Source organism: Aminobacter sp. P4_D5, from assembly GCF_056401815.1.
In genome coordinates this window covers 1-634 of the sequence record NZ_JBFUIP010000909.1, presented here as the reverse complement: position 1 = coordinate 634, position 634 = coordinate 1, and the positions used below count along the sequence as shown (strand labels likewise).

Here is a 634-nt window from a genome sequence, read left to right as displayed (position 1 = left end):
CGCCAGCACCGTCGCCCGGGCACGCAGCCCGGTGCGGCCCTCGGAGGGCGGCACCCGCAGCGCATCGGCCAGGCCCATCTTCTCGGCGATCGGCGCGATGATGTCCTGGGAGCAGAGGGTGGCCAGCCGCTGGCCGAGGTCGCCCTCGCGCTCCTGCGGGAAGCGCTCGGCCAGCCATTCGGCGATGCAGAGCCCGAGCACCCGGTCACCCAGGAACTCCAGCCGCTCGTTGGAATCCAGCATGCGGCGGCGCGGATCGGCGGCCGAGCGGTGGGTCAGCGCCTGTTCGAGCAGCGCCGTGTTGCGGAAGCGGTGGCCGAGGCGTCCCTGAAGCTTGTCCGTCATCGCACCGCGGAGAAGAGGCGCGAGTAGCGGATGGCGAAGGGCCAGGCCCACACCTCCCACCAGCGCGCGCTGCCGTCGACCGAGAAGAAGATGAACTCGGCCCGGCCCACGAGGTTCTCGACCGGCACGAAGCCCACCGCCGATGGCACGCGGCTGTCGAGGCTGTTGTCGCGGTTGTCGCCCATGGCGAAGACATGGCCGTCCGGCACGCGGAATTCCTGCGTGTTGTCGAGCGGGCCGTCGTTGGACTGCTCGATGATGAGGTGCGAGCGGCCGCTCGGCAGGAACT

Annotated in this window: 2 protein-coding genes; both read right to left on the bottom strand. The window is 70.8% G+C overall.

Annotated elements, in window-relative coordinates; all coding sequences use genetic code 11:
• Nucleotides 1-345: ribonuclease III family protein (locus AC1DWF_RS35740; protein ID WP_476843192.1), on the bottom strand; the 345-nt coding region annotated here is incomplete at its 3' end.
• Nucleotides 342-634 (bottom strand): signal peptidase I (gene lepB / locus AC1DWF_RS35735; RefSeq protein ID WP_476843191.1); only part of this gene is annotated, 293 nt, incomplete at its 5' end. The genes AC1DWF_RS35740 and lepB, both read right to left, overlap by 4 nt.